This is a genomic window from Streptomyces sp. NBC_01294, assembly GCF_035917235.1.
GTDB classification, from domain to species: domain Bacteria; phylum Actinomycetota; class Actinomycetes; order Streptomycetales; family Streptomycetaceae; genus Streptomyces; species Streptomyces caledonius.
Map to the genome: position 1 here is coordinate 6,632,648 of NZ_CP108423.1, position 25,121 is coordinate 6,657,768.

Annotated in this window: 24 protein-coding genes; 20 read left to right on the top strand and 4 right to left on the bottom strand. The window is 71.8% G+C overall.

Annotated features, from left to right (window positions below):
* Nucleotides 1-13: 13 nt before the first annotated feature.
* Genes OG534_RS29985 through OG534_RS29995 form a run of 3 tightly spaced genes read left to right on the top strand, consistent with a single transcriptional unit; the run spans nt 14 to nt 2,985 of the window.
* A complete protein-coding gene (locus OG534_RS29985) occupies nt 14-1,381 on the top strand; it encodes a serine/threonine-protein kinase (RefSeq protein WP_326592169.1) in 1,368 nt (455 codons plus the stop codon).
* Nucleotides 1,374-1,859, top strand: coding sequence for an effector-associated constant component EACC1 (locus OG534_RS29990; RefSeq protein WP_326592170.1), 486 nt, complete (start codon nt 1,374-1,376; stop codon nt 1,857-1,859). The genes OG534_RS29985 and OG534_RS29990 overlap by 8 nt, the downstream gene beginning before the upstream one ends.
* The gene (locus tag OG534_RS29995; RefSeq protein ID WP_326592171.1) at nt 1,843-2,985 is read left to right on the top strand and encodes a caspase, EACC1-associated type; all 1,143 of its coding nucleotides are present in this window, start codon (nt 1,843-1,845) and stop codon (nt 2,983-2,985) included. The genes OG534_RS29990 and OG534_RS29995 overlap by 17 nt, the downstream gene beginning before the upstream one ends.
* A gap of 68 nt (nt 2,986-3,053) precedes the next feature.
* On the opposite strand, the gene OG534_RS30000 is transcribed toward OG534_RS29995, so the two are convergent.
* Both OG534_RS30000 and OG534_RS30005 read right to left on the bottom strand, forming a co-directional pair.
* Entirely contained in the window at nt 3,054-4,283 is a 1,230-nt protein-coding gene (locus OG534_RS30000; RefSeq protein ID WP_326592172.1) for a DUF349 domain-containing protein, read from the bottom strand.
* Between the two features lie 190 nt (nt 4,284-4,473).
* Nucleotides 4,474-5,265: a peptidylprolyl isomerase gene (locus OG534_RS30005; protein WP_326592173.1), complete on the bottom strand. Its 792-nt coding sequence runs from the start codon at nt 5,263-5,265 to the stop codon at nt 4,474-4,476.
* Nucleotides 5,266-5,417: 152 nt separating this feature from the next.
* On the opposite strand from OG534_RS30005, the gene OG534_RS30010 reads away from it, so the two are divergent.
* From OG534_RS30010 to OG534_RS30030, 5 genes are all read left to right on the top strand, one after another.
* Nucleotides 5,418-6,140, top strand: a complete 723-nt coding sequence (locus OG534_RS30010) for an MBL fold metallo-hydrolase (RefSeq protein WP_326592174.1) — start codon at nt 5,418-5,420, stop codon at nt 6,138-6,140.
* A 10-nt stretch (nt 6,141-6,150) separates the two neighbouring features.
* The gene (gene hisS / locus OG534_RS30015; protein WP_326592176.1) at nt 6,151-7,413 is read left to right on the top strand and encodes a histidine--tRNA ligase; all 1,263 of its coding nucleotides are present in this window, start codon (nt 6,151-6,153) and stop codon (nt 7,411-7,413) included.
* Between the two features lie 120 nt (nt 7,414-7,533).
* Nucleotides 7,534-8,151 carry a vitamin K epoxide reductase family protein gene (locus OG534_RS30020; RefSeq protein ID WP_326592177.1) on the top strand — a complete coding sequence of 206 codons (618 nt, stop codon included), beginning with the start codon at nt 7,534-7,536 and terminating at the stop codon, nt 8,149-8,151.
* Between the two features lie 44 nt (nt 8,152-8,195).
* Nucleotides 8,196-9,554: a replication-associated recombination protein A gene (locus OG534_RS30025; protein ID WP_326592178.1), complete on the top strand. Its 1,359-nt coding sequence runs from the start codon at nt 8,196-8,198 to the stop codon at nt 9,552-9,554.
* Nucleotides 9,555-9,668: 114 nt separating this feature from the next.
* Nucleotides 9,669-9,962, top strand: a complete 294-nt coding sequence (locus OG534_RS30030) for a hypothetical protein (RefSeq protein ID WP_326592179.1) — start codon at nt 9,669-9,671, stop codon at nt 9,960-9,962.
* On the opposite strand, the gene OG534_RS30035 is transcribed toward OG534_RS30030, so the two are convergent.
* Complete coding sequence (locus OG534_RS30035; RefSeq protein ID WP_442807167.1) at nt 9,956-10,864, bottom strand: DUF2470 domain-containing protein; 909 nt, start codon at nt 10,862-10,864, stop codon at nt 9,956-9,958. The two genes, OG534_RS30030 and OG534_RS30035, sit on opposite strands and share 7 nt — an antisense overlap.
* Before the next feature lie 55 nt (nt 10,865-10,919).
* On the opposite strand from OG534_RS30035, the gene rpsD reads away from it, so the two are divergent.
* Nucleotides 10,920-11,531: a 30S ribosomal protein S4 gene (gene rpsD, locus OG534_RS30040; protein ID WP_008740451.1), complete on the top strand. Its 612-nt coding sequence runs from the start codon at nt 10,920-10,922 to the stop codon at nt 11,529-11,531.
* Between the two features lie 132 nt (nt 11,532-11,663).
* Here the strand turns inward: rpsD and OG534_RS30045 are convergent, their stop codons facing one another.
* The gene (locus OG534_RS30045) at nt 11,664-13,853 is read right to left on the bottom strand and encodes an ATP-binding protein (protein WP_326592181.1); all 2,190 of its coding nucleotides are present in this window, start codon (nt 13,851-13,853) and stop codon (nt 11,664-11,666) included.
* A gap of 160 nt (nt 13,854-14,013) precedes the next feature.
* Here OG534_RS30045 and OG534_RS30050 point away from each other — a divergent pair, with 160 nt between their 5' ends.
* The 11 genes from OG534_RS30050 to OG534_RS30100 all read left to right on the top strand — a co-directional run bounded on the left by OG534_RS30050 (nt 14,014) and on the right by OG534_RS30100 (nt 25,072).
* Nucleotides 14,014-14,457, top strand: a complete 444-nt coding sequence (locus OG534_RS30050) for a DUF948 domain-containing protein (protein WP_326592182.1) — start codon at nt 14,014-14,016, stop codon at nt 14,455-14,457.
* 8 nt (nt 14,458-14,465) lie between these two features.
* Entirely contained in the window at nt 14,466-14,810 is a 345-nt protein-coding gene (locus OG534_RS30055; RefSeq protein ID WP_326592183.1) for a DUF6167 family protein, read from the top strand.
* A complete protein-coding gene (gene alaS / locus OG534_RS30060) occupies nt 14,810-17,479 on the top strand; it encodes an alanine--tRNA ligase (protein WP_326592185.1) in 2,670 nt (889 codons plus the stop codon). Before OG534_RS30055 ends, alaS begins: the two co-directional genes overlap by 1 nt.
* A gap of 2 nt (nt 17,480-17,481) precedes the next feature.
* Nucleotides 17,482-17,952: a Holliday junction resolvase RuvX gene (ruvX, locus tag OG534_RS30065; protein ID WP_215018880.1), complete on the top strand. Its 471-nt coding sequence runs from the start codon at nt 17,482-17,484 to the stop codon at nt 17,950-17,952.
* Between the two features lie 128 nt (nt 17,953-18,080).
* Complete coding sequence (gene mltG / locus OG534_RS30070) at nt 18,081-19,868, top strand: endolytic transglycosylase MltG (protein ID WP_326592188.1); 1,788 nt, start codon at nt 18,081-18,083, stop codon at nt 19,866-19,868.
* Nucleotides 19,869-19,874: 6 nt separating this feature from the next.
* Complete coding sequence (locus OG534_RS30075) at nt 19,875-20,705, top strand: shikimate dehydrogenase (protein WP_326592190.1); 831 nt, start codon at nt 19,875-19,877, stop codon at nt 20,703-20,705.
* 240 nt (nt 20,706-20,945) lie between these two features.
* A complete protein-coding gene (aroC, locus tag OG534_RS30080) occupies nt 20,946-22,130 on the top strand; it encodes a chorismate synthase (protein WP_326592191.1) in 1,185 nt (394 codons plus the stop codon).
* Nucleotides 22,131-22,171: 41 nt separating this feature from the next.
* The gene (locus OG534_RS30085; RefSeq protein ID WP_374778223.1) at nt 22,172-22,654 is read left to right on the top strand and encodes a shikimate kinase; all 483 of its coding nucleotides are present in this window, start codon (nt 22,172-22,174) and stop codon (nt 22,652-22,654) included.
* Nucleotides 22,651-23,742 (top strand): 3-dehydroquinate synthase, encoded by a 1,092-nt coding sequence (gene aroB / locus OG534_RS30090; RefSeq protein WP_326592193.1) that lies wholly within the window; start codon nt 22,651-22,653, stop codon nt 23,740-23,742. The genes OG534_RS30085 and aroB overlap by 4 nt, the downstream gene beginning before the upstream one ends.
* Nucleotides 23,739-24,179, top strand: coding sequence for a type II 3-dehydroquinate dehydratase (gene aroQ, locus OG534_RS30095; protein WP_326592195.1), 441 nt, complete (start codon nt 23,739-23,741; stop codon nt 24,177-24,179). The genes aroB and aroQ overlap by 4 nt, the downstream gene beginning before the upstream one ends.
* Before the next feature lie 92 nt (nt 24,180-24,271).
* A complete protein-coding gene (locus tag OG534_RS30100; RefSeq protein WP_326592196.1) occupies nt 24,272-25,072 on the top strand; it encodes an AAA family ATPase in 801 nt (266 codons plus the stop codon).
* Nucleotides 25,073-25,121: the final 49 nt, after the last annotated feature.

The window sequence follows — 25,121 nt, forward strand, 5'->3', positions numbered from 1 at the left end:
CCGGGGGGATCACGTGGCCGGCAACGACGTCTTCCCCGCGGGGCTCGCCCGCCGCTACCGCCCGATCGACGTCCTCGGGCGGGGCGGCATGGGCGTGGTGTTCGAGGCGGAGGACACCCGGCTGCGGCGCCGGGTGGCGGTGAAGGTGCTGTCGGCCGTCGGCGCGAGCCTTCCGCACGAGATGCAGCGCAGGTTCGTGGCCGAGGCCATCGCGCTGGCCCGGATCCGCCACCGGGGCGTGGTGGGCATCCACGACTCCGGGTTCGACACCCTCAGCGGCACGCCGTACCTGGTGATGGAGATGCTCGACGGGGCCGACCTCTCGGTCCTCGGCGCCGGCGGCGCGCTGTCCGTCCCCGCAGCCTGCTGGATCGCCGCCGAGACCCTCGACGCGCTGGACTCCGCGCACAAGAGCGGGGTGCTGCACCGCGACGTGAAGCCGGGCAACATCCGGGTGAGCCGTACGGGCCACGTGATCCTGTACGACTTCGGGCTGGCCGTGGTGACCGAGCAGCCGCGCAGTACCAGGGGCGACGACCGGCTCATCGGCACTCCGCAGTACATGGCGCCGGAACGGATCGAAGGACTGACTCCGGTGGAGGCCACCGACCTCTACGGGGTCGGGGCCTGCATGCACTTCATGCTCACCGGCCGGCCCCCGTTCGAAAGCGATCCCGAGGAGTTCGGCGATCTCGTCCTGCGGGCCGCCAGGGGAATCCCGTCGCTCGGCAGCCGGGGTGTGCCCCACCTCCCGGACGGGCTGATCGCCACGGTGGACGCGCTGTGCGCCCGGGACTTCCGCGACCGGCCGAAGGACGCGGGCACGGCCGCGGCGCTGCTGCGGCGCTGGGCGGCCGGCGGCAAGGAAATCGTCGGACAGCTCATCACCCGGCACCTGCTGCACGGGGCGCCCGAGCCCGCGCCACCGCCGGAGGCGCCCGAGTACGACTGGTACGAGGTCGACGTCACGGACGCCCCCGTGCGGCCGCTGCCGGACGCACGGCCCTGGGGGAGCCCCCCGCCGGCCCCGGACGAGGAGCCCCGGGCACTGCCCCAGGGACACCACCCCGGTCCGGTCACGCTGAGCGAGGTCACCCGCAAGCTGGTGCACAGCCGGATGACCGTGAGCACCGCCCTGTCCCGCCAGCGCGAGGCGGTCGGCCTGGTGCTGCGGGGCGAGCTCCAGGAAGCCGCACGACTGCTCGCCGGCGTCACCCCGTTCTGCGAGGAGACGCTGGGCCCGGCCCATCCGACCACGCTCGCCTGCCAGTACTGGCAGGCTGTGTGCCTGGCCCGGATGGGGGAGGCCAAGAAGGCGCTGGAACTGTTCGCGCGGGTCAGCGCACACCACGGACAGGGGAGGGACACGCCGGATGCGTGAGTACGACTTACGGGTGGATCCGTACAGCGCGGGGCAGGGGCCGGAGACCGAACTGCGGTCACTGCTGCTCTGGCTGCGCGAGGACGAGACACTGCGCCGCGAGGCACGCGGGCGGATCCGGAGCAGTGCGGCGATCGCGGCGGCCGGCGGCACCGCCATGGGATCCCCCGGCTTCGACCTGCTCCAGCTGACCGTCGGATCCGGCCTGGCCACCGGATCGCTGGTCTTCTCGGTGCTCCAGTGGCAGGCGTCGCGCCACGGCCGGGCTCCCGCCCTCACCGTGCGCCGGGGCCCGTACGAGGTCACGCTCACCGGGGGCGAGGCCGGGGACCCCGAGGCCCTGCAGCGCATCGTCGCGGTGCTGGAGAACGCAGGCGGGGACGCCGGCGGGGACGGGGAAGCACGCCGGGACGGAGACGGAAGCGGGGACGGGGGCGCACGCGGGGACGGAGACGGGGCCGATGACGGGACTGCCTGACCCGGCGGCCTCGCGGGCGGTCCTCATCGGCAGCGCCGGCTACCGGCACCTCGCAGCGCTCCCGGCCGTCGAGGCCAACGTGAAGGACCTCGCCGCCGAACTGTGCGACGCCACCGTCTGGGGACTGCCCGAGCAGCACTGCACCCTCGTACTCGACCCGCAGCACCCCGCCGAACTCCTCGACCCGGTCAACCGCGCGGGGGAGGAGGCCACCGACACGCTCCTGGTCTACTACGCCGGGCACGGGATGCGGGACGCGGCCACCGCCGACCTCTACCTCGCCCTCCAGGGCTCCCGCGAGCACGTCGGCTACACCGCCGTCGCCTACCAGCACCTGCGGTCCGCCCTGCGCGACTCCGCCGCCCGCCGCAAGGTGGTCGTCCTCGACTGCTGCTTCAGCGGCCGGGCCGCCTCCACCCTCGCGGGCGACCAGGACGCGCTCGCCGCACAGGCCGCCGTCGAGGGCGCGTACGTCCTCACCGCCTCCCCGCGCGACCGGGTGGCGCTGGCCCCCGACGGCGAGCGGCACACCGCCTTCACCGGGGAACTGCTCACGATCCTGCGCGACGGGATCCCCGACGGACCCGAGCTGATCGACCTGGAGACGCTCTGCCGCACCATGGAGGCCCGGCTGCGCGCCAAGAACCGTCCGCTGCCGCAGCACGCCCACGAGATGGCCATGGGCCGCCTGCGGCTCGTACGCAACCGGGCGCGCGCCCTGCGCGGCGCCCCGGCCGGTCCCGTCCTCGCCGCCGACGTCCGCGCCGCCATGGTCGTGGCCGGGCTCGGCCTCGCCCGCACGCTGCGCGCCGTGGGCCGCACCCGCGACGCGCTGCCCGTGCTGCGCCTTGCGCTCCAGGAACGGGCGCCCGACGGGGAGGGCGACCTGCTCGCCGCCCAGCTGGAACTCGCCGACATGCTGGAGGAGACCGGACGGCCCCACGAGGCCGTGGAGGTGCTGGAGCAGGCGTTCCAGCAGGTCCACCGGTTCTACGGGCCCGAGGCCGTCCAGGTGTGCCGGCGGCTGGCCGCGCTGCTCCAGGAGTCCGGCAACCACATCCAGGCCTGCGAGGTCCTGGAGCACGCCCTGGACCTGCTCCAGGACGGCAGCCGGGCCCTTCCGTGACACGCAAAGGGGCGGGCCCCACCGGTATCCCGGTGGGGCCCGCCCGCACGCCGGTGTTCGGCCCGGCCTCAGCCGCCGAACTCCTCCAGGCCCTTCAGCGCCTGGTCCAGCAGGGCCTGGCGGCCCTCCAGCTCCCGGGCCAGCTTGTCGGCCTTCGCGTTGTTGCCCGCGGCGCGCGCCGCGTCGATCTGCTCACGCAGCTTGTCGACCGCCGCCTGGAGCTGACCCGTCAGACCGGCCGCACGCGCCCGCGCCTCCGGGTTCGTCCGGCGCCACTCGCCCTCCTCGGCCTCCTGGATCGCCCGCTCGACCGTGTGCATGCGGCCCTCGACCTTCGGCCGGGCGTCGCGCGGCACGTGGCCGATGGCCTCCCAGCGCTCGTTGAGGGAGCGGAACGCGGCACGGGCCGCCTTCAGGTCGGTGATCGGGACGAGCTTCTCGGCCTCGTCGGCCAGCTCTTCCTTGAGCTTCAGGTTCTCCGTCTGTTCGGCGTCACGCTCGGCGAAGACCTCGCTGCGGGCCGCGAAGAACACGTCCTGCGCACCCCGGAAACGGTTCCACAGGTCGTCCTCGGACTCGCGCTGCGCCCGGCCCGCCGCCTTCCAGTCCGCCATCAGCTCGCGGTAGCGGGCGGCCGTCGGACCCCAGTCGGTCGACTTCGACAGCGACTCGGCCTCCGCGACCAGCCTCTCCTTGACCTTGCGGGCATCCTCGCGCTGGGCGTCCAGCGAGGCGAAGTGCGCCTTGCGGCGCTTGGAGAAGGCGGAACGGGCGTGCGAGAACCGGTGCCACAGCTCGTCGTCCGACTTGCGGTCCAGGCGCGGCAGACCCTTCCAGATGTCCACCAGGGCGCGCAGCCGCTCGCCGGCACTGCGCCACTGGTCGCTCTGCGCGAGCTGCTCGGCCTCGACGACCAGCGCGTCCTTGGCCGCACGGGCCTCGTCCGTCTGCTTGGCCTTCTGGGCCTTGCGCTCCTCGCGCCGCGACTCCACGGTCGTGACCAGCTTGTCCAGCCGCACGCGCAGGGCGTCCAGGTCACCCACGGCATGGTGCTCGTCGACCTGCGTGCGCAGGTGGTCGATCGCCGTCTGGGCGTCCTTGGCGGACAGATCAGTGGTCCGCACCCGCTTTTCGAGGAGGCCGATCTCGACCACCAGGCCCTCGTACTTGCGCTCGAAATAGGCCAGGGCCTCCTCAGGGGTGCCCGCCTGCCACGAACCGACGACCTGCTCGCCCTCGGAAGTACGCACGTACACGGTGCCCGTCTCGTCGACTCGGCCCCACGGGTCGCTGCTCACAGCGCCTCCTCCACCTGATGCCTGCGAGGGGTTCACCCCCTGGGCATCGTCCACAGTTTCCTGGGGCGGGCAGCGCCCGCCCTGCACAACGCCAACATAGGCGACCGCCGGGCCGGCTGTCCGCATCCCGCACGACGGAATATCGACGTACGGGCGGCGGGCCGGCAAGGCCCGGGGCTGCCGCATCCCGTCAGTTCTGGGTGACGGTGCCCTTCTCGATCTTGACCTCGGTCTTCGGCGCGCCGTCCTGGCCGCCGTCGACCGTACCGGCCTTGGCGATCTCCTCCAGGACCTTCAGGCCGGCCGCGTCGATCTTGCCGAACGGGGTGTACGACGGCGCCAGCGGGCTGTCCTTGTAGACCAGGAAGAACTGGCTGCCGCCCGAGCCGGGCTGACCCGTGTTGGCCATCGCGACCGTGCCCGCCGGGTAGATCACCTGGCCCTGGTCGTTCGGCTTGCCGAGCGCGTCCAGGTTCTCGTCCGGGATGTTGTAGCCCGGGCCGCCCCTGCCGGTGCCCTCGGGGTCGCCGCACTGGAGCACGAAGATCCCGCCGGCCGTCAGACGGTGGCACTTCGTGTTGTCGAAGTACCCCTTGTCGGCGAGCGACTTGAAGGAGTTCACGGTCTGCGGGGTCTTCGCCGCGTCCATCGTGAAGTTGACGTCACCCGCGCTGGTCTTCAGCGCGAAGGTGTACTTCGCCTTCTGGTCGATCTTCATCTCCGGCGAGGGGGACTGCTTGGGCTCGGGCGCCGAGGCCGAGGCCGACGGGGTCGCCGCCGGGTCCGCCGCCTGGTCCTTCTTGTCCTTGTCGAAGACACCACCCACGATCAGGCCGACCAGCGTCGCGACCACCACGGCCACCGCCGCGCCGATCACCGCCGCACGCTGGCGCGCCTTCTTCCGGGCCTCGGCCCGGCGCGCCTGCTGGCGCTCGTACTTCTCCCTGGCGAGCTGTCGTCGTCGCTGATCGCTCGTGACCACCGGGTCGTCTCCTTGTACGTGTCTGATACTGCTGTCCGGGCTGGGATAGGCCGTACCGTATATGGGTTCGCTGTGTAATGAGCGGCGCCGGTAGGCTCTGAGCAGCAGATTCCGACCTGCAGCCTCCCGCCGGACGACGATTGAGGACGAACGTGCTGATTGCCGGGTTCCCCGCTGGGGCTTGGGGCACCAACTGTTACGTGGTCGCCCCCGCCGCCGGCGAGGAGTGCGTCATCATCGACCCGGGCCACCAGGCCGCCCAGGGTGTCGAGGAGACGCTGAAGAAGCATCGGCTCAAGCCCGTCGCGGTCGTGCTGACCCATGGCCACATCGATCATGTGGCCTCGGTGGTCCCGGTGTGCGGAGCACACGACGTACCGGCCTGGATCCACCCCGAGGACCGCTACATGATGAGCGACCCGGAGAAGGCCCTCGGCCGCTCCATCGGGATGCCCCTCATGGGCGAGCTGACCGTGGGGGAGCCCGACGACGTCCGCGAGCTGACCGACGGCGCCGGCCTGAAGTTGGCCGGAATGGACTTCTCCGTGGCGCATGCGCCGGGGCATACCAAGGGGTCGGTGACCTTCAGGATGCCCGAGCTGGCCGACATCCCGCCGGTCTTCTTCTCGGGCGATCTGCTCTTCGCCGGCTCCATCGGACGCACCGACCTGCCCGGCGGCTCCCACGCCGAGATGCTCGAGTCGCTGGCCCGCGTGTGCCTGCCGCTCGACGACTCGACCGTGGTGCTGTCCGGCCACGGTCCCCAGACCACCATCGGCCGTGAGCGCGCGACCAACCCGTACTTGCGGGAAGTGGCCGCAGGCCGCCATGGGCACGCAGCGGACCCGACGGCCGCTCCACGACGAGGAATGTGACGAGAGTTTCGTGGCTACTTTTCAGGCCCCCAAGGGCACGTACGACCTGATCCCGCCGGTCTCCGTGAAGTACCTGGCGGTACGCGAGGCCATCGCGGCCCCGCTCCGGAATTCCGGCTACGGCTACATCGAGACGCCCGGCTTTGAGGACGTGGGCCTCTTCGCCCGAGGCGTGGGCGAGTCCACCGACATCGTCTCCAAGGAGATGTACGCCTTCGAGACCAAGGGCGGCGACCAGCTGGCCCTGCGCCCCGAGGGGACGGCCTCCGTGCTGCGCGCGGCGCTGGAGGCGAGCCTGCACAAGAAGGGCAACCTGCCGGTCAAGCTCTGGTACTCGGGCTCGTACTACCGCTACGAGAAGCCGCAGGCGGGCCGCTACCGCCACTTCTCGCAGGTCGGTGCCGAGGCGATCGGCGCCGAGGACCCGGCGCTGGACGCCGAGCTGATCATCCTTGCCGACCAGGCGTACCGCTCGCTGGGCCTGCGCAACTTCCGGATCCTGCTGAACTCGCTGGGCGACAAGGAGTGCCGCCCGGTGTACCGGGAGGCGCTGCAGTCCTTCCTGGGCGGGCTGGACCTCGACGCGGAGACCGTGCGCCGTGCCGAGATCAACCCGCTCCGGGTCCTCGACGACAAGCGGTCCGAGGTGCAGAAGCAGCTGGTCGGCGCGCCGCTGCTGCGCGACTACCTGTGCGACGCGTGCAAGGCGTACCACGAGGAGGTGCGGGCGCTGATCACGGCGGCCGGGGTCGCCTTCGAGGACGACGAGAAGCTGGTGCGCGGGCTCGACTACTACACCCGCACCACTTTCGAGTTCGTCCACGACGGTCTGGGCTCGCAGTCGGCGGTGGGCGGCGGCGGCCGCTACGACGGCCTGTCCGAGATGATCGGCGGACCGGCGCTGCCGTCGGTGGGCTGGGCGCTCGGCGTGGACCGTACGGTGCTGGCGCTGGAGGCCGAGGGCGTCGAACTGGAGCTTCCGGCGGCCACGTCGGTGTTCGCGGTGGCCCTGGGCGACGAGGCCCGGCGCGTGCTGTTCGGGAAGGTCACCGAGCTCCGCAAGGCGGGGATCGCGGCTGACTTCTCGTACGGCGGCAAGGGCCTCAAGGGCTCGATGAAGGACGCGAACCGGTCCGGCGCGCGCTTCGCCGTGGTCGCGGGCGAGCGCGACCTCGCCGAGGGCGTCGTCCAGCTGAAGGACATGGAGTCCGGCGAGCAGACGGCCGTGCCCGTCGCCGACCTGGTCGCCACGGTCCGGGCCCGCCTCGCCTGACGGCAGCGGTACGGAGCACACAGGACGGGGCCGGGGACTTCTCCCCGGCCCCGTCCGTTCACAGGCTCATGCGGCACAATGGCCCGTGCTTGATCACCTTGCAGATGTGGAGCGGGCGGTATGACGACACGAAGCGCTGACGCGGACACCGCCCGGGGCAGGACCGTCGGGGGAAGCCGGGCCCTGGCTCTCCTGCTGGTGATCACGGGGGCCGCCGGTCTGCTCGCCGCCTGGGTGATCACCCTCGACAAGTTCAAGCTGCTGGAGGACCCGGACTTCAAGCCGGCCTGCAGCCTCAACCCGATCGTGTCCTGCGGCAACATCATGACGAGCGACCAGGCGTCGGCCTTCGGCTTCCCGAACCCGATGCTCGGACTCGTCGCCTACGGGATCGTGATCTGCGTCGGCATGAGCCTGCTGGCCGGGGCCTCGTTCCGCCGCTGGTACTGGCTGACGCTGAACGCGGGCACCCTGTTCGGCGTGGTGTTCTGCGCCTGGCTCATGTACCAGTCGCTGTACAACATCAACTCGCTGTGCCTGTGGTGCTGCCTGGCCTGGGTCGCCACGATCTTCATGTTCTGGTACGTCACCGCGCACAACGTCCGCGAGGGCCTGCTGCCGGCTCCGGGCTGGCTGAAGGCCTTCCTCGACGAGTTCACCTGGGTCCTGCCGGTGCTGCACGTCGGGATCATCGGCATGCTGATCCTCACGCGCTGGTGGGACTTCTGGACCTCCTGACCGGGCGCGGCGGCAGTGTCGGTGGCCTCGCATAGGCTTCCGGTGTGGAACCAGACCTGTTCACCGCCGCTGCCGAAGACCGCCAGGAGAAGGATCCCTCGACCTCTCCGCTCGCCGTCCGGATGCGCCCGCGCACCCTGGACGAGGTCGTCGGCCAGCAGCACTTGCTGAAGCCCGGATCACCGCTGCGGCGGCTGGTCGGGGAAGGGGCGGGAGGCCCGGCCGGTGCCTCGTCGGTGATCCTGTGGGGCCCGCCGGGCATCGGAAAGACCACCCTGGCGTACGTGGTCAGCCAGGCCACGCAGAAGCGTTTCGTGGAGCTCTCCGCCATCACGGCGGGCGTCAAGGAGGTCCGGGCCGTCATCGAGGGCGCGCGGCGCGCGGCCGGTGGCTACGGCAAGGAGACCGTCCTCTTCCTCGACGAGATCCACCGCTTCAGCAAGGCGCAGCAGGACTCGCTGCTCCCGGCCGTGGAGAACCGCTGGGTGACGCTCATCGCGGCCACCACCGAGAACCCGTACTTCTCGATCATCTCCCCGCTGCTCTCGCGCTCGCTGCTGCTGACGCTCGAACCGCTGACGGACGAGGACCTGAGCGCGCTGATGCGGCGCGCGCTCACCGAGGAGCGGGGACTGGGCGGGGCCGTGTCCCTCCCGGCGGACGCGGAGGCGCACCTGCTGCGGATCGCCGGCGGCGACGCCCGCCGGGCGCTGACCGCGCTGGAGGCGGGGGCCGGATCGGCCATCGCCAAGGGCGAGGACGAGATCAGCCTCCAGACGGTCGAGGAGGCGGTCGACCGGGCGGCGGTGAAGTACGACCGGGACGGCGACCAGCACTACGACGTGGCGAGCGCCCTGATCAAGTCGATCCGCGGCTCGGACGTGGACGCCGCGCTGCACTACCTGGCGCGGATGATCGAGGCGGGGGAGGACCCCCGGTTCATCGCGCGCCGTCTGATGATCTCGGCGAGCGAGGACATCGGCCTGGCGGACCCGACGGCGCTGCCCATCGCGGTGGCCGCGGCCCAGGCGGTGGCGATGATCGGCTTCCCGGAGGCCGCGCTGACCCTCTCGCACGCGACGATCGCCCTGGCGCTGGCCCCGAAGTCGAACACCGCCACGACCGCGATCGGCGCGGCGCTGGCCGACGTACGGGCCGGACTGGCGGGCTCGGTCCCGCCGCACCTGCGGGACGGGCACTACAAGGGCGCGGCGAAGCTGGGGCACGCGCAGGGGTACGTGTACCCGCACGACGTGCCGGGCGGGATCGCGGCGCAGCAGTACGCGCCGGACGAGATCCACGGGAAGCGGTACTACGAGCCGACGCGGTACGGAGCGGAGGCGCGCTACGCGGACGTGGTGGAAAAGGTCCGCGAACGGCTGCGGGGTGCCGGGCCGTCCTGACCTGCGGCGCCGTTGCGGGGGCTCTGCCCCGCCCCGCCCCCCCCGCGCCTCAAACGCCGGCGGGGCTGAAATGGCCAGGCTCCGGCCAGGGGATGCCGTGCTCCGCTCATCGCCGTGGCGGCAGTGCTCCCGCTCGGCGGGTGTCACCACGACACCGCCCCACAGGCGGTGGTGCCCGCACAGCGCAGGCTGGAGTACGCCAACGACCTCGACGTCCTGCTCGCCGTGGACAAGCAGACCAATCAGGACAAGGGCAGCAGGACCGCCGACAAGTGGCAGCCGCCGCGGCGTGCGTACCGGTGCGAGTACGCGCGCCGCAACACCGGCATCAAGGCCAGGTACCGGTTGTCCGTGACGCCGCCCGAGAAGCTCGCCCTGCAGGAGATGCCGGCCGCCTGCCCTCAGTGAGAGGCCGCCGAGAACAGGGTGTGCATCGCCCGGCGCAGGCCGCAGATGTCCGCCACCGGCTCCGGGAAGTCGAAGCGGGCGTCGAAGGAGCCGGCGGCGCCGCCGGCGAAGCGCACGCGCAGGCCCAGGCGGTCCAGGGAGAGCGGCACGGCGGTCATGCCCTGTGCCTCGCGTGCGCCGAGCAGGCCGCACAGCTCGCCGATCCGGTCGCGGTGGGCGGAGTGCAGGTGCTGGAGCAGCTCGGTCTCGTGCGCGACGATCGGGTCCGGCTCCGCGGCGGCCAGGTCGTCCGGGTCCACGTGCTCGGCGCCCCACAGGTCGTCGACCGAGATCTCGCCGACCTCCAGGCGGAGCATCATCCAGGCCGGGCGGCCGGTGTACGGGGCGTCGAGGGACTCGCTCATGCCCAGCAGCTCACCCACCGGGTGCCGCTCCGCGAGCAGCGCCGCGCAGGCCGCGCGGTCGTCCCCGCGCACCGGCGTCAGCCACCCAGCCAGCCAGGCGCGGCCTCGGATACGATGTGGGACGGACACCGGCGCCACATCCGTGATCTCGATCACGGCGGTGAGGTCGTCGTCTTGGGCGTGAGCGGCTGCCCTGGCAGCCGTGGATTCCCCGGAAACAAGGAGAATCACGTCCCCGTCCGGGGTGACGGTCCGTGCGGCCGGCATCCCTGTCCCGAACTCTTCGGAATCGTGACTGTCACGAGCACCGATCAGAGTGAGGGATACTGAGGCGTTGGACTCTACGAGGGTTCGTACGCGTTCGGCTCCGGTGAGCTGCCGAACGCCTTCCCTGGGACGCGGCTGACCTTGCTTATCGTCGTCGAAAGCAGATTCCGTTTCGTTGGAATCTGAACTTCGACGCGCACTGGGCAGGGGGATCCCATGTGGTCGAGACATTACGTCCTCCTCGCTAAGGTAAGCCTCACCTAACTTACATGGAGGTAGGTTCCACGTGAACCAGAAGCGACCCAAGGTCAAGAAGTCGCGTGCCCTCGGCATTGCGCTGACCCCGAAGGCCGTCAAGTACTTCGAGGCCCGCCCCTACCCGCCGGGCGAGCACGGCCGTGGCCGCAAGCAGAACTCGGACTACAAGGTTCGTCTGCTGGAGAAGCAGCGTCTGCGCGCTCAGTACGACATCTCTGAGCGTCAGATGGCCCGCGCGTACGACCGCGCCAAGAAGGCCGAAGGCAAGACGGGCGAGGCGCTTGTCGTCGAGCTCGAGCGTCGTCTCGACGCCCTGGTTCTGCGTTCGGGCATCGCCCGCACCATCTACCAGGCCCGCCAGATGGTCGTTCACGGCCACATCGAGGTCAACGGCGACAAGGTCGACAAGCCGTCGTTCCGTGTCCGCCCGGACGACGTCATCACCGTGCGCGAGCGCAGCCGCGAGAAGGTTCCGTTCCAGGTTGCCCGCGAGGGTGGCTACGCAGGCGAGGGCGAGACCCCGCGCTACCTGCAGGTCAACCTGAAGGCCCTGGCCTTCCGCCTGGACCGCGACCCGAACCGCAAGGAAATCCCGGTCATCTGCGACGAGCAGCTCGTCGTCGAGTACTACGCCCGCTGATGCAGGCGTAGCCCTCACAGGCTGGTCGAAGCCCGCCGTCCCCTCCGGGGGGCGGCGGGTTTCGCGTTTCCGGGCCGAGGGGCTGCGTGGCCGAGGGGCTACGGAGGCCGCCCGCGGCGCCGGGCCGCGGGGCTACGGCTGGTCCGCCGCCGCGCGGCGCGACACCCGGGACCCGCGCGGACCGCCCCGCCCCGCCGGCCGGGGCGCCGGAACCGCGCCCCCGCCCCGCTCCTCGGGGCTGCGCAGGGCGCGCCCGACCAGGGCCTCGCGGCTCAGCTGCCGCCCCTCGGCCGCGTACGCCGCGTAGCGCTCGGCCCCCAGCAGCTTGCCCGCCCGCTCCCGGCACATCAGCCGCGGGGCGTTGAAGTACCCCGAGCCGAACAGCCGCAGCCCCACCCCGCCCCACATCGGCTCCGCCGCGCCCTGCAGCAGCGCGGCCTCCGCCGGATCGCCCTCCGTGACCGTGACCAGCGCGAGCAGCTCCAGGGCGAGCACCAGCCCGACCAGATCGTGGAAGGCGTGGTTGATCACCACGCACTCGGTCAGCAGGAGCCGGGCCTCCTCCGCGCCCCCCGCGTCCAGGGCGGCGTACGCGAGGACGTACAGGGCGTACGCCTTCGTCCAGCGCTCCCCGCGCTCCTCACAGATCTCCCGGACCTCCCGGCACAGCGCCAGCGCGCCCGGCAGGTCGCCCTGGAAGGCCAGTGCCATCCCCAGTTCCACCTGGCACATCAGCACGTTGCTGTTCAGCTCCCCGGCCGCCCGGTACTGCTCCAGCGCCGCGCCCAGCAGCTCCCGGCCCCGCGCCATGTCGTCCGAGACCAGGGACAGACAGCCCAGCCGGTGCGCCGCGTAGGCCGCCGCCACCGGGTTCCCGCTCCGCGCCGCCGCGTCCCGGCACTCGTACAGGGCGCTCATCGAGGCCGCCGCGTCGCCCTGCAGGGTCGCCACGTACCCGAGCACCCACAGGGCCTTCAGCCGCGAGCTCTCGTACTCCGTCACCGCGCGGCCCGTGTGCTCCAGACTCCGGTCCAGCCAGTGCCGCCCCTCGGTCAGGCGCCCGCAGCCCGCCCAGTAGAACCACAGGGTGCCCGCCAGGTACTGGGCCAGGTGCACCTCGTCCGGCTCGTCCAGGCAGCACTCCAGGGCGTGCCGGAGGTTCGCCAGCTCCGTCTCGACCAGCGCGGCCACCTCCTGCTGGCGCGGGCTGAACCAGTCCAGCTCGCACCAGGTCGCCAGCCCCACGTACCAGTCCCGGTGGCGCCGCCGCAGCCGCTCGGCGTCGCCCAGCGACTCCAGCCAGCCCGCGCCGTAGACCCGTACGGTCTCCAGCATCCGGAAGCGCACGCCGGCGGCCGTCTCCTCCCGGACCAGCAGGGACTGGTCGAGGAGCTCCCCGACCAGGTCCAGCACGTCCTCCACCGGCAGATCCGGACCCGCGCACACGTATTCGACGGCGTCGAGGTCGAACTGCCCCGCGAACACCGTCAGCCGCGCCCACAGCAGCCGCTCCGCGGGCGTGCACAGCTCGTGGCTCCACCCGATGGCCGTACGCAGCGCCCGGTGCCGGGGCAGGCCCCCGCGCGCGCCGCCCGTCAGCAGCGCGAAGCGGTCCTCCAGCCGGGCCAGCACCTGCGCGGGGGACAGCGTCCGCAGCCGCGCCGCCGCCAGCTCCAGGGCGAGCGGGATCCCGTCGAGGCGGGCGCACACCTCGACCAGCGCGGCCCGGTTCGCCGCCGTCACGGCGAAGTCCGGGTCGGCCGCGGACGCCCGCGCCGCCAGCAGGGCCAGCGCGTCCTCCGGGCCGGGCGGGGCCAGCGGGAGGGTCAGCTCGCCCTCCACGGCCAGCGGGCGCCGGCCCGCCGCGAGCACCCGCAGGCCGGGGGAGCGGCGCAGCAGCTCCCGCACCAGCTCGGCGGTCTCGCCGACCAGCTGCTCGAAGCCGTCCAGGACCAGCAGCAGCCGCCGCCCGGCCAGGTGCTCGGCCAGGACGGTCCGGTGCGGCCGGGTCGTGTGGTCGGTCAGCCCGAGCGCCTCGGAGAGGGTCAGCTCCAGCAGCGCCGGATCCCGTACGGCGGCCAGCTCGGCCAGCCACACCCCGTCGCAATGGCGTTCCTGCGCACCCTGTGCCCCTTCGGCGGCGGCCCGGGCGGCCGCGAGGACCAGCCGGGACTTGCCCACTCCGCCCACGCCGGTCACCGTCACCAGCCGCGAGGACTCCAGGAGCCCGCCCAGCCGGGCGAGTTCGGCACCCCGCCCGATGAACCGGCCCAGCTCCGAGGGAAGATTGCCCCAGGCGTCTCGAAGGGGTCTGTGTCGCATGGGACACGGAGAGTACTGCTCCGGATGCACCGCGTTCAAGGCGCTGCCTGTCGCACCGGGAATCCGGTACGGCCCGGGATCTCCGGCGCGATAGGGTCGGAGGGCCATTTACAGGAATCAGTGAGCCGGTGTTCCAGGCTCGGACAGAGAGCGGTGTGACGTGTCCGGTGTAGAGGTGGCCGGGATCATCGTGGCCGTCTTCTGGGCCATTCTGATCTCCTTCCTCGCCGTGGCGCTGGTGAGGCTGGCCCAGGTGCTCAAGGCGGCCACCAAGCTGGTGGCCGACGTGACCGATCAGGCCGTCCCGCTGCTGGCCGACGCCTCCACCACCGTCCGCTCCGCGCGCACCCAGCTCGACCGGGTCGACGCGATCGCGAGCGACGTCCAGGAGGTCACCTCCAACGCCTCCGCCCTGTCCTCCACCGTGGCCACCGCCTTCGGAGGGCCGCTGGTGAAGGTCGCGGCCTTCGGCTACGGCGTCCGCAAGGCGCTGGGCAAGGGGGAGGCCGCGGCGCCGAACGGCATGCCGCCGAACACATCCCGACGTAGCGTGATCGTCGGCCGTACGGTGCCGGCGGCCCGGCGCCGGAAGCAGAAGGGCTGAGACCGCCGATGTTCCGCCGAGCCTTCTGGTTCACCGCAGGCGCAGCCGCCGGCGTGTGGGCCACCACCAAGGTCAACCGGCAGCTCAAGAAGCTGACCCCGGAAAGTCTCGCAGCCCAGGCGGCCGACAAGGCCGTGGAGGCGGGGCACCGCCTCAAGGACTTCGCCCTCGACGTCAAAGCGGGAATGACGCAGCGCGAGGACGAGCTGAACGATGCACTGGGGCTCCACCAGAACCCCGACCGGCCCGACAACGTCACCGCCCTTCCCGGGCCGCGGCGGCTGCGGGCCATCGAGAACGACAAGACCACCCAACGACCCAAGTTTTCGTACGACCGGAATGAGGACCACTGATGGAGTCGGCTGAGATTCGCCGCCGCTGGCTGAGCTTCTTCGAGGAGCGCGGTCACGCCGTTGTCCCTTCGGCGTCGCTCATCGCGGACGACCCGACTCTGCTGCTGGTCAACGCGGGCATGGTGCCCTTCAAGCCGTACTTCCTCGGCGAGACCAAGCCCCCGGCCCCCCGGGCCACCAGCGTGCAGAAGTGCGTCCGTACGCCGGACATCGAAGAGGTCGGCAAGACCACCCGCCACGGCACGTTCTTCCAGATGTGCGGCAACTTCTCCTTCGGCGACTACTTCAAGGAAGGCGCCATCAAGTACGCCTGGGAGCTGCTCACCAGCTCCGTGGCGGACGGCGGCTACGGCCTGGAGCCGGAGAAGCTCTGGATCACCGTCTACCTCGACGACGACGAGGCCGAGCAGATCTGGCGCGAGAAGATCGGCGTCCCCGCCGAGCGCATCCAGCGCCTGGGCAAGAAGGACAACTTCTGGTCCATGGGCGTCCCCGGCCCCTGCGGCCCGTGCTCCGAGATCAACTACGACCGCGGCCCGGAGTTCGGCGTCGAGGGCGGCCCGGCCGTCAACGACGAGCGCTACGTGGAGATCTGGAACCTGGTCTTCATGCAGTACGAGCGCGGCGCCGGCGACGGGAAGGAAGACTTCCCGATCCTCGGCGACCTGCCGTCGAAGAACATCGACACCGGCCTCGGCCTCGAACGCCTCGCGATGATCCTGCAGGGCGTGCAGAACATGTACGAGACCGACACCCTGCGCGTGGTCATGGACAAGGCCACCGAGCTGACGGGCGTGCAGTACGGCGCCGCCCAGGGCACCGACGTCTCGATGCGCGTGGTCGCCGACCACATCCGCACCTCCGTCATGCTCATCGGCGACGGCGTCACCCCCGGCAACGAGGGCCGCGGCTACGTGCTGCGCCGCATCATGCGCCGCGCCATCCGCAACATGCGCCTCATGGGCGCCACCGGCCCGGTCGTCCAGGACCTGGTCGACGTCGTGATCAACACGATGGGGCAGCAGTACCCGGAGCTCCTCACCGACCGCAAGCGCATCGAGACCGTCGCGCTCGCCGAGGAGGCCGCCTTCCTCAAGGCCGTCAAGGGCGGCACCAACATCCTCGACACCGCCGTGAGCGAGACCAAGGCCGCCGGCGGCACGGTCCTCTCCGGCGACAAGGCGTTCCTGCTCCACGACACCTGGGGCTTCCCGATCGACCTCACCCTGGAGATGGCCGCAGAGCAGGGCCTCGCCGTGGACGAGCGCGGCTTCCGCCGCCTGATGCAGGAGCAGCGCGACCGCGCCAAGGCCGACGCCAAGGCCAAGAAGACCGGCCACGCGGACATGTCCGCCTACCGGGAGATCGCCGACGGCTCCGGCGCCACCGAGTTCACCGGCTACGCCACCACCCAGGGCGAGTCCACCATCGTCGGCCTGCTGGTCAACGGCGTCTCCGCGCCCGCCGCCTCCGAGGGCGACGAGGTCGAGGTCGTCCTCGACCGCACCCCCTTCTACGCCGAGGGCGGCGGCCAGCTCGCCGACCAGGGCCGCATCAAGCTCGACACGGGCGCCGTCATCGAGGTCCGCGACGTCCAGCAGCCCGTCCCCGGTGTCTCCGTGCACAAGGGCTCCGTCCAGGTCGGCGAGGTGACGGTGGGCGCCTCCGCGTACGCCGCCATCGACATCAAGCGCCGCCGGGCCATCGCCCGCGCCCACTCGGCCACCCACCTGACCCACCAGGCGCTGCGCGACGCCCTCGGCCCGACCGCCGCCCAGGCCGGTTCGGAGAACAGCCCCGGCCGCTTCCGCTTCGACTTCGGTTCGCCGAACGCCGTCCCCGGCTCGGTCCTCACCGACGTCGAGCAGAAGATCAACGACGTGCTCTCGCGCGAACTCGACGTCACCGCCGAGATCATGAGCATCGACGAGGCCAAGAAGCAGGGCGCCATCGCCGAGTTCGGCGAGAAGTACGGCGAGCGCGTGCGCGTCGTCACCATCGGCGACTTCTCCAAGGAGCTGTGCGGCGGCACGCACGTCGGCAACACCTCCCAGCTGGGCCTGGTGAAGCTGCTCGGCGAGTCCTCCATCGGCTCCGGCGTGCGCCGCGTCGAGGCCCTGGTGGGCGTGGACGCGTACAACTTCCTCGCCAAGGAGCACACGGTCGTCGCCCAGCTCCAGGAGCTGGTCAAGGGCCGTCCGGAGGAGCTGCCGGAGAAGATCGCCTCCATGCTCGGCAAGCTGAAGGACGCCGAGAAGGAGATCGAGAAGTTCCGCGCGGAGAAGGTCCTGCAGGCCGCCGCCGGCCTCGCCGCCAACGCCCAGGACATCCACGGCGTCGCCCTGGTCATCGGCCAGGTGGCGGACGGCATCGGCGCCGACGACCTGCGCAAGCTGGTCCTCGACGTCCGCGTCCGGATCCCCGGCGACCGGCCGACGGTCGTCGCCCTGTTCACCGTGGCGAACGACCGCCCGCTGACCGTCATCGCGACCAACGAGGCGGCCCGCGAGCGCGGCCTCAAGGCCGGTGACCTGGTCCGTACGGCTGCCAAGACCCTCGGCGGCGGCGGTGGCGGCAAGCCTGACGTCGCCCAGGGCGGTGGCCAGAACCCGGCCGCCATCCCGGAGGCCATCAGCGCCGTCGAGCGCCTCGTCGTCGAGACGGCCTGACGATGACTCTGCGCCGTGGCCGCCGGCTCGCCATCGACGTCGGGGACGCCCGGATCGGGGTCGCCTCGTGCGACCCCGACGGGGTGCTCGCCACACCGGTGGAAACCGTTCCGGGCCGGGACATCCCCTTCGCCCACCGGCGGCTGCGGCAGCTCGTCGAGGAGTACGAGCCCCTCGAAGTCGTGGTCGGCCTCCCCCGCTCGCTCAGCGGGCGGGAGGGGCCGGCCGCGGTCAAGGTGCGCGCCTTCGCGAACGAACTCGCGAAGGGCATCAAGCCGGTGACGGTCCGTCTGGTGGACGAGCGGATGACCACGGTCACCGCCGCCCAGGGTCTGCGGGCCTCCGGCAGGAACGCGAAGAAGGGCCGGTCGGTCATCGACCAGGCGGCCGCTGTGGTCATCCTTCAGAACGCTCTTGAGACCGAACGGGTATCAGGTAATCCGCCCGGCGAGTGCGTCGAAGTGGTTGTCTGATCGCGATACGGTAACGTTCCGCGCGATGAGACGGCATTCGAACAGCCGTCGCCCACCGTCAATGAGGCGGAACCGGGTGCCACGGACGACGGAGTCCGTGGCCTCCGTCTCGCGGCTCTAGGGGACCGATGACTGAGTATGGCCGGGGCCGTGGCCCCGAACCGTGGCACCCCGAGGACCCCCTGTACGGGGACCAGGGGTGGACCGGGCACCAGACCCAGCAGGGCCAGGCGCCCTACGGCGGTGCCCCGCAGCAGGAGTATCCGCAGGAGCCTCAGCACCAGCAGCAGTACCCACAGCAGTACCAGCAGTACCCGGAGTACGAGCAGCAGCAGTACGAGCAGCAGCAGTATCAGCAGCAGTACCAGCAGCAGCAGTACCCCGACCAGCAGTACGCCGCGCAGCAGGAGGCCTACGCCCCGCAGCAGCAGGCGTACGCCCCCCAGCAGCAGGCCTATGCCCCGCAGCAGGCGCAGCCCCAGGCGCAGCCCCAGGCCCAGCCCCAGCAGCCGGTGTACGACAACCAGGGCTGGGACACCGGCCAGGGCCAGTACGTGGCCGCCGTGCAGGCCGACCCCTACATGGGCGCCGACCCGTACGCGCAGCAGGCCGTCGCCGGCTACCCCGGTGAGGCCCCGGACCTCTACACCACGCCCGAGGCCTACCCTCCGCCGCAGCCTCCGGGCCGGCGCCACCTGGAGCCGGAACCGGTCGAAGAGGCCGAGGAGGCCGAGGAGGAGGCCGAGAGCGGCTTCTTCGCCGACGACGGCGACGACGACGGTGACGACGGTCGCCGCGGTGGCCGCGGCGCGAAGGGCGGCAAGCCCAAGAAGCGCAGCGGCATGGCCTGCCTGATCGCCGCCGTGGTCATCATCGGCGTGGTCGGCGGTGGCGGCTACTACGGATACAGCTACCTCAAGGCGAGGTTCGGCGCTGCCGAGGACTTCGCGGGCGAGGGCACGGACGAGCTGGTCGACGTGGAGATCCCCAAGGACGCGGGCCTGGGACAGATGGGCCGGATCCTCAAGGAGGCCGGCGTCGTCGCCAGCGCCCAGGCCTTCGTCGACGCCGCGACCGCCAACCCCAAGGGCAAGCTGATCCAGCCGGGTCTCTACCCGATGAACAAGAAGATGTCGGCCGCGGCCGCCGTCGCGCTGATGATCGACCCCACCAAGCTGAACGTCATCACCGTCACCGAGGGCATGCGCAACGTCAAGGTGTACGAGGCGATCGACAAGAAGCTCGGCAAGCCGGACGGGACCACCAAGGACATCGCCCTGCGCGAGGCCAAGAACCTCGGGCTGCCGGCCTGGGCCGGCAACAACCAGAAGCTCATCGACCCGCTCGAGGGCTTCCTGTACCCGACGCGCTACGACCTCGGCAAGGACAGCACGCCCGAGTCCCTGCTCAAGCAGATGGTCAAGAACGCCAGCGACAAGTACGCGGAGCTGGGCGTCGAGGGCAAGGCCAAGGAGCTGGGCCTGGAGAACCCGCTCCAGGTGATCACGGTCGCCAGCCTCGTCAACGCCGAGGGCAAGGACCACGACGACTTCCGGAAGATGTCCGAGGTCGTCTACAACCGCCTGAAGAAGACCAACGACGTCACCAACCAGATGCTCGAGTTCGACTCGACGTACAACTACATCAAGGGTCAGAGCGAGATCAACTTCTCCATCAAGGAAGCGCGGGCGTTCAACCACCCCTACAACACGCACTTCGTCAAGGGACTGCCGCCCGGCCCGATCGGCAACCCCGGAGCCGACGCCCTGACCGCTACGCTCGACCCGGACGACGGCGGTTGGATGTTCTTCGTGTCGGTCGACGGCAACAAGACGACCTTCACCCAGACCTACGAAGAGCACCAGAAGCTGGCCGCGGAGTTCCAGGAGCGGCAGAAGCAGAAGAACGGCGGGTAGCAGGACATGTCACGGATACGGGCCGCGGTGCTGGGTTCGCCCATCGAGCACTCCCTCTCACCGGTGCTGCACCGTGCCGCCTACCAGGAGCTCGGCCTCGACGACTGGTCGTACGACCGCTTCGAGATCGACGAGGCCGCGCTCCCGGGGTTCGTCGCCGGCCTCGGCCCCGAGTGGGCCGGGCTGTCGCTGACCATGCCGCTCAAGCGGGCGATCATCCCGCTGCTCGACGAGATCAGCGACACGGCCGCCTCCGTCGAGGCGGTCAACACGGTCGTGCTCACGCAGGACGGCCGCCGCCTCGGGGACAACACCGACATCCCGGGCATCGTCGCCGCGCTCCACGAGCGCGGCGTCGAGAAGGTGCCCTCGGCCGCCATCCTCGGCGCCGGGGCCACCGCCTCCTCGGCGCTCGCCGCGCTCTCGCGGATCTGCACCGGCGAGGTCACGGCGTACGTCCGCTCGCGCGCCCGCGCCGACGAGATGCGGCAGTGGGGCGAGCGGCTCGGCGTCAGCGTCCGCACGGCCGACTGGTCCGAGGCGGCCGAGGCACTGGCCGCGCCGCTGGTGATCGCCACCACCCCGGCCGGAGCCACCGACGCACTGGCCGCTGCCGTACCCGACGCCCCGGGCACCCTCTTCGACGTCCTCTACGACCCGTGGCCGACCGCCCTGGCGGCCGCCTGGTCGCAGCGGGGCGGGCAGCTCGTCGGCGGCCTCGACCTGCTCGTCCACCAGGCCGTCCTGCAGGTCGAACGGATGACCGGACACACCCCGGGTCCCCTGGCGGCCATGAGGGCCGCAGGAGAGCTCTCACTGGCCTCGAAGTCCGGCTGAGCGACCGGTACCGGCAAGGCGAGCGACAGGGCTCCGTCCGGCGCGGCCGCGCCGCGTGACGCCTTCCCCGGGCGGGCCCGCTCGCCCACACGTCACGGCGGTGATCGGTGCCCGGCCGTCCGACAGTTGGACCGGAGGGCGGTATACCGGTCCGGACATGGGAGGATCTGGGTGAGGCGGGTCCGGGCCGCGCACCCGATCGCGCCTTCGCTGTACCAGGCGCGAGCATGAGGAGCATCGTTGAGCAGGTTGCGTTGGCTGACCGCCGGGGAGTCGCACGGACCGGCACTGGTGGCGACGCTGGAGGGCCTTCCCGCCGGCGTCCCGGTCACGACCGAGCTGGTGGCCGACCACCTGGCCCGGCGCCGGCTCGGCTATGGCCGCGGTGCCCGGATGAAGTTCGAGCAGGACGAGATCACCTTCCTGGGCGGCGTCCGGCACGGCCTGTCGCTGGGTTCCCCCGTGGCCGTCATGGTCGGCAACAGCGAGTGGCCCAAGTGGGAGACCGTCATGTCGGCCGACCCGGTCGACCCCTCGCTGCTCAAGGACACCGGCCGCAACGCGCCGTTGACCCGTCCGCGACCCGGCCACGCCGACCTCGCGGGCATGCAGAAGTACGGCTTCGACGAGGCCCGGCCGATCCTGGAGCGCGCCAGCGCCCGGGAGACCGCCGCCCGCGTCGCGCTCGGCGCGATCGCCCGCTCCTTCATCAAGGAGGTCGCGGGCATCGAGATCGTCTCGCACGTGGTGGAACTGGCCGCGGCCAAGGCCCCGTACGGCGTCTACCCGACCCCGGCCGACGTGGAGAAGCTCGACGCCGACCCGGTGCGCTGCCTCGACGCCGACGCGAGCAAGGCGATGGTCGCGGAGATCGACCAGGCCCACAAGGACGGCGACACCCTCGGCGGCGTCGTCGAGGTGCTGGCGTACGGCGTCCCGGTCGGCCTCGGCTCGCACGTCCACTGGGACCGCCGGCTCGACGCCCGCCTCGCCGCCGCCCTCATGGGCATCCAGGCCATCAAGGGAGTCGAGGTCGGCGACGGCTTCGAGCTCGCCCGCGTGCCCGGCTCCAAGGCGCACGACGAGATCGTCTCCACCCCCGAGGGCCTCCGGCGCACCTCCGGCCGCTCCGGCGGCACCGAGGGCGGCCTGACCACCGGCGAACTGCTGCGCGTACGGGCCGCGATGAAGCCCATCGCGACCGTCCCGCGCGCCCTCGCGACCGTCGACGTGGCGACCGGTGAGGCGACGGTGGCCCACCACCAGCGCTCCGACGTGTGCGCCGTGCCGGCCGCCGGCATCGTCGCCGAGGCCATGGTGGCCCTCGTGCTGGCCGACGCCGTCGTCGAGAAGTTCGGCGGCGACTCGGTCCCCGAGACCCGCCGCAACGTCCAGGCCTACCTCGACAACCTGCAGATCCGGTGACGGGCGGACCGAACGGACCGGTCGTCGTCCTCGTCGGCCCCATGGGGTCCGGCAAGTCCACGGTGGGGGCGCTGCTCGCCGAGCGGCTCGGCGTCCCCTACCGGGACACGGACGCCGACATCGTCGCGGCCGAGGGCCGGGAGATCTCCGACCTCTTCGTCGACGAGGGCGAGCCGTACTTCCGCGCCCTGGAGCGGCAGGCGGTCGCCGCCGCCGTCGCCGAGCACACCGGAGTCCTTGCCCTCGGCGGCGGCGCCGTCCTCGACGAGGGCACCCGCGGGCTGCTGACCGGCCTGCCCGTCGCCTACCTGTCGATGGACGTCGAGGAAGCCGTACGGCGCGTGGGCCTCGGCGCCGCGCGCCCGCTGCTCGCCGTCAACCCGCGCCGCCAGTGGCGCGAGCTGATGGACGCCCGGCGCCCCCTGTACACCGAAGTCGCGCGCGTCGTGGTGGCCACCGACGACCGCACCCCCGAAGAGGTCGCCCAGGCGGTCCTCGACGCTCTGGAGTTGAAGGACGTATGACAGACCAGGTGACGCGGATCCAGGTCGGCGCGAGCGCCGGACACGACGCGTACGACGTGCTGGTCGGGCAGCAGCTGCTCGGCGAGCTCGGCTCCCTGATCGGTACGAAGGCCCAGCGGGTCGCCGTGATCCACCCCGAGGCGCTGGCCTCGACCGGTGAGGCGCTGCGCGACGACCTGGCCGAGCAGGGCTACGAGGCGATCGCCATCCAGGTGCCGAACGCCGAAGAGGCCAAGACCATCGAGGTCGCCGCCTACTGCTGGAAGGCCCTCGGCCAGTCCGGCTTCACCCGCACCGACGTCATCGTCGGCGTCGGCGGCGGAGCCACCACCGACCTCGCGGGGTTCGTGGCGGCGAGCTGGCTGCGCGGGGTGCGCTGGGTCGCCGTACCGACCACCGTCCTCGCGATGGTGGACGCGGCCGTCGGCGGCAAGACCGGCATCAACACCGCCGAGGGCAAGAACCTCGTCGGCGCCTTCCACCCGCCGGCCGGTGTGCTCTGCGACCTGGCGGCGCTGGACTCGCTGCCGGTCAACGACTACGTCAGCGGCCTCGCCGAGATCATCAAGGCCGGATTCATCGCCGACCCGGTGATCCTCGACCTGATCGAGGCGGACCCGCAGGCGGCCCGTACGCCCGCCGGCCCGCACACCGCCGAGCTGATCGTGCGCTCCATCCAGGTCAAGGCCGACGTCGTCTCCAGCGACCTCAAGGAGTCCGGACTCCGCGAGATCCTGAACTACGGCCACACCCTCGCGCACGCCATCGAGAAGAACGAGCGCTACAAGTGGCGGCACGGCGCGGCCGTGTCGGTCGGCATGGTCTTCGCGGCCGAACTCGGCCGCCTCGCGGGCCGGCTGGACGACGCGACGGCCGACCGGCACAAGGCGGTGCTCGCCTCGGTCGGGCTGCCGCTGACCTACCGCGGCGACCAGTGGCCCAAGCTGCTGCAGACCATGCAGGTCGACAAGAAGTCCCGTGGCAACCTGCTGCGGTTCATCGTCCTCGACGGGCTGGGCAAGCCGACCGTCCTGGAGGGTCCCGACCCGGCCCACCTGATCGCCGCCTACGGCGAGGTGTCGGCGTGAGCCGCCCCGTACTCGTGCTGAACGGCCCGAACCTGGGCCGGCTCGGCTCGCGCGAGCCCGACGTGTACGGTGCCACCTCGTACGCGGGACTCGTGGAGAGCTGCCGCGCGCTGGGCGAGGAGCTCGGCTTCGACGTCGAGGTCCGCGAGACCAACGACGAGGGCGAGCTGATCCGGTGGCTGCACGAGGCGGCGGACGGGAAGATCCCCGTGGTCATCAACCCGGGGGCCTTCACGCACTACTCGTACGGAATGCGGGACGCGGCCGCGCAGCGCACGGCGCCGCTGATCGAGGTGCACATCTCGAACCCGTACGCCCGCGAGGAGTTCCGGCACACCTCCGTCATCGCCGCGGTGGCGACCGGGACGGTGGCGGGCTTCGGTATCGGTTCGTACCGGCTGGCGCTGCGCGCACTGGCGGACGAGATCGCCGGCTGACACTCTGCCTGGCAGTGCTGGTGGACGGTCCGACCCCTGCGGTCATATAACGTTCTCGCATCAGTGGCCGGAACGAGACGGAGTGGCAGCGGATGCAGCAAGGAGTGGGGGGCGCGGGCTGGGGACAGCCGGGACCGCACCCGGCGGCGCCGCCGCAGCCGCCGATACCCCCGGCGCAGGGCTGGCCGGGTTCGCCCCCGCCGCAGTCCCCCCACCAGCCGCAGCACCAGCCGCAGCACCAGCCCCCGCACCAGCCCCCGCCTCCGCAGGTGGCGCCGCCGGTACCGGAGGCCACCGGGCACATCCCGCTGCCGCCCGCGGTGGCGGGGACCGGTGGGGCCGTCCTCGCCGTGCTGCTGATCGGCCCGGCCGGCGCCGGGAAGACCACCGTCGCCCGGCACTGGGCGAGCAGCCGGCCGGTGGCTACCGCCCACATCAGCCTGGACGACGTCCGCGAGTGGGTCTGCTCCGGCTTCGCGGACCCGCAGGCGGGCTGGAACGAGCACTCCGAGGCCCAGTACCGGCTCGCCCGCCGCACCTGCGGTTTCGCCGCCCGCAACTACCTCGCGAACGGGATCTCCTGCATCCTGGACGACGCCGTCTTCCCCGACCGGCCCGTGGTGGGCCTGGGCGGCTGGAAGCGGCACGTCGGCCCCACGCTGCTGCCGGTGGTGCTCCTGCCCGGTCTGGAGATCGTCCTGGAGCGGAACGCGGCCCGCTCCGGCAACCGCCGCCTCTCCGACGAGGAGGTCGCGCGGATCCACGGCCGGATGGCCGGCTGGTACGGCTCCGGCCTGCCGATCATCGACAACTCCCACCTCGACGTCGAGGGCACCGCCCGCGCCCTCGACGAGGTCCTGGCGCGCGCGATGGCGACACCGCAGAGCTGGTAGCCGGGCCCGCGTGGCCGTGCGGCAGCGGCGCCGCGGCGGGGCGCCGCCC